Raw genomic sequence first — 3,449 nt, 5'->3', positions numbered from 1 at the left:
AAGTGTTTGTGCAATCGCCGGCCGAGGGCGTCATAGCTGTACTCGACCTTGAGCTTGTCGTCACTGTGGCTATCGTGGATATCGGTCAGTTGCCCGGCAGCATCGGGCTAACCGTCCGGCCGGGTTCCAGGCCTGGGTCTGCATCAGCCTGTTGCCCTGATGGCGCACCACTTCACGGTGCAGGTCATCGCACTCGTAGCTGAGTATTTCGTGATGGTCGAGCTTCATGACCGTGCGATCGTAGGCAAGCTCTCGGACTGCGACTAATCAGTCAGGTGAGTCGTACGTTCGGCCAGCCACGCAGGTCAATATTGCGTTGACCGCACTACCAACAAGGCATATCCCGCATATTTTCGATAAACACTAGACGCCCATGATCACCCACCAAGCGTTCTAATCTGTTAAGAAAATAATCTATATCATGGGAAATCAAATCAAACGCCCCCCACCCGTGCTCTTCCGAGTGCTGTAAAATCCCAAAGTACTCGCACGAAGACAGCAAGTGTTTATATAGTTCATTTTCGAGGTGACCACCATCCCTCATAAACTCAGCCAGCATGGAAGGCAGAGGCACTTCAATATGCTTATGCCGGGAAATGATATTATATTTTTTTAAACTCAATACATAGCGCTCATGCTCCACCAACAAACCATTGAACGCACCACCTTTATCTTTGAAAAAATAATCTGGCATTCCACCCTCACGCCGTTCTCTTGGGTGAAATATGGTGTCAGGAGCATCAAGGCAATAGCACTCGAAAAGTAACGCATTCAGGATACTTCGCGCCACTGGACTAACGTTAAATCCCAACAACCCATTTGCACCACGAGCCATAACAACAGCAAACTCATCCTCATCACTCGCTGGCAAAAAAATATAAGATCACTGCCTCCTTTCTTGAAATATTTTAATTTCGATCTGTGAACCAAGATATCCAACATTTTCCCAATCACCCTGGATAAGTAATCACTAACGTTCAGATTACCCGCTCCTTCATGGAACCACTGCAGCTTGCTTGCCGAGTTGATCGCCTGGATCAGCTTGCCATTGCCGTCATAGGCAAAGCGCTCGGTCTGCTACTGATCACTTAGCTGGTCAGCCAGCTAATCGGGTAGAAGCAACCCGTTAAGGCGTACCAATGAGCCCATACCGAACGCTTTCAACACGCACCCAATCACAAATGAATTTAAGTCGACTATTATTCTCACAGTGCATCGTTACAGCGACGACATCATCCACGACATCAAATAAAACTTCAAAAACTACGTTTGCATGCCCCCACTCTCTAAAGCTGACGCACCTACTCCCTATAAATGATAGCTCAACGCAGACCTGATCGTACTTCTCCGGCCACTTGGCTGGACTTTTTCTAGGTTTATTTTGAGTAAGAAACTTAATTGAGACCCTTGGCTCATCTCGCTTAAAGTTAATCTCAGAAATCTCTGAACCTGCAAAATCAGGCACCTCCCCATACATTGAGGTCAAGGCTTGCGGATTCATTACTTTAGAATAATTCATTTTATTTATTATTCCGACAGCCAAAATAATAGTAGTCATCCATGCCCTCTACAGCTCCTGTTCGAGTGTCACTTGCAGATCGCACATTGTGATGGGACGGCTGATCCCCTACACCTCCTGCACCATAATTATGACCTGCCGAATGATCCTGAATAACGAAATCCTTTCCATTCACCCTATAAGTTAGTTCTCTAGTCATAATTGGTTTTTATCTTCGCTTAAAACCCACTTACCATTTGAGTCGGTAAGCGGCACCATTTTTGGCCGGCTGGATGCTGGTTTTTAGGAATGCCTAACTGTCGACGCACTTCCCGCAAACTCGCACGTCTGGTATGAGCGCATGCAAGACCCAGTGGATCATCGTAGCTAACTGGATTTAAAGCATACTGGTGGAGATTGATCCCGCCTGCATAGCTAATAGGATCTTGGCTAAGAAATCGCCCAACCCCCGGATCATAGTACCGATACCGGTTGTAATGCAGCCCAGTCTCCCGGTCGTGATACTGCCCCTCAAACCGTATCGGATTGCTCAGCCCAATCTGCCTTGCCCACCCCGAGCGCTCCTCTATTACCTCCCCCCACGCCTTGTACTGTCCCGCCCACGCCATCTCGCCATTTTGGTCGGTCAGCTCCATTGGCGTGCCCAGGTGATCGCACTGGTACCACGCAAGCGTATCAAACGCCTGCGGCTGCATGTGCGTTTGCCACAACGGGTCTTGGTCGAAGTCGTAGTGGCGGCCGCTCCAGTCCGGCTGCTTGTGCAGCCGCACCGGCCCCCTGCGCAGGGTCTGGGCCAACGGCACAAAGCTGCCCGGCTCATATAGGTAATGCACCGTGCGGCCCGTATCGCCTTCATCACGCGGCGGGGAGCTTTCCCACGCCAGTGTGTCGCTGGTTCCAGCCCGTGCCGGCCTGCGGCTTGTTCGAATAATGCGCAACCGAATGTATATACTGAGACTAAGGTTTTTCGGTCAATCAACCTCTACCCAGCAAGCACTATCAAGAACCGATAGTGACGAATACCTCTCCAGTGTCCTCATCATATATACGCCGCGCCACTGCATACTCCGCACCAAACTCTTTCAATATCTTTGAGTTCCAGCTTTCAGAAACTATCAGCGCAACCTCCATAGCTTGCTCCTGAGAAAGCTCATCAAAAACGCCTGTTATCTCAAGCAGATTCATCCAAAATTGAGCTTTTTCTAAGCTTTTGCTCCTGCGCAAGTGACCCTGATATATCTCAAAATCAAATAATTCTTCAACAAACACCTTTCCATCAAAAAGCTTGAAAGATGGCCAAAAAAATCGTGCAAACCAAACAATGAAATCTGATTCCAGACTGTGGCTTACATAAATTGCCCGCAGGTAATCGACCCCTGTTACAACACGATCTTCATTAGCTTTTACGAAAGACGCATAATCAAAAGATGTAATGTTGTTCACTTTGTCTTCCCTTTAGGGTATTCGTCTGGTTCAGGATCGCGTATGCGCCCCTTATCTATAAATACACGACCGTCTTGTCTAGTATTTTTTGTTGCTTCTTTAATATTCGGCCTAGGAATACTCCCGTGATCTTTGCCCGAGCCACGGTACTGCTTCCACGTACCGTCCCCGTAGTGTGTCGTGTACTGGCCATCAACACCCGGACGCTCAATAATCGAGTGCGGCCTTCCTTCTGCTGCTTCCATTGGCCGCGGCGGTTTGTTTCGAGACTTACATGCCTTTTCACAACCTTCCAACCCCAATGGGTCTACCCAACCCACAGGGTTTGGCGCGTACTGGTGCAGGTTCAGCCCACCCGCATAACTAATCGGGTCCTTGCTAACGAACCGCCCCACCCCCGGATCATAGTACCGATACCGGTTGTAATGCAGCCCAGTCTCCCGGTCGTGATACTGCCCCTGAAACCGTAGCGGATTACCCAGTCCAA

General features: G+C 49.1%; 4 protein-coding genes and 2 pseudogenes. All 6 read right to left on the bottom strand.

Annotation, left to right across the window (positions count from 1 at the left end):
- Positions 1-325: 325 nt before the first annotated feature.
- On the bottom strand, positions 326-871 hold the full coding sequence (locus DN387_RS03865) for a hypothetical protein (RefSeq protein ID WP_156326274.1): 546 nt from the start codon (positions 869-871) through the stop codon (positions 326-328).
- A gap of 255 nt (positions 872-1,126) precedes the next feature.
- Positions 1,127-1,558, bottom strand: a complete 432-nt coding sequence (locus tag DN387_RS03860; protein WP_082405808.1) for an Imm50 family immunity protein — start codon at positions 1,556-1,558, stop codon at positions 1,127-1,129.
- Entirely contained in the window at positions 1,521-1,718 is a 198-nt protein-coding gene (locus DN387_RS26115) for an HNH/endonuclease VII fold putative polymorphic toxin (RefSeq protein WP_177333038.1), read from the bottom strand. Before DN387_RS26115 ends, DN387_RS03860 begins: the two co-directional genes overlap by 38 nt.
- Before the next feature lie 145 nt (positions 1,719-1,863).
- Positions 1,864-2,470: pseudogene (locus tag DN387_RS03855) on the bottom strand (RHS repeat-associated core domain-containing protein); the annotation flags it as partial.
- Positions 2,471-2,518: 48 nt separating this feature from the next.
- On the bottom strand, positions 2,519-2,962 hold the full coding sequence (locus tag DN387_RS03850; protein ID WP_054916718.1) for a hypothetical protein: 444 nt from the start codon (positions 2,960-2,962) through the stop codon (positions 2,519-2,521).
- Positions 2,963-3,255: 293 nt separating this feature from the next.
- A pseudogene (locus DN387_RS26110) lies at positions 3,256-3,449 on the bottom strand (RHS repeat-associated core domain-containing protein); the annotation flags it as partial.

The organism is Pseudomonas sp. FBF18, from assembly GCF_024261405.1.
GTDB lineage: Bacteria > Pseudomonadota > Gammaproteobacteria > Pseudomonadales > Pseudomonadaceae > Aquipseudomonas > Aquipseudomonas palmensis.
Note: the sequence above shows the minus strand (reverse complement) of the source record. Positions and strands in the feature narration are given on the sequence as shown.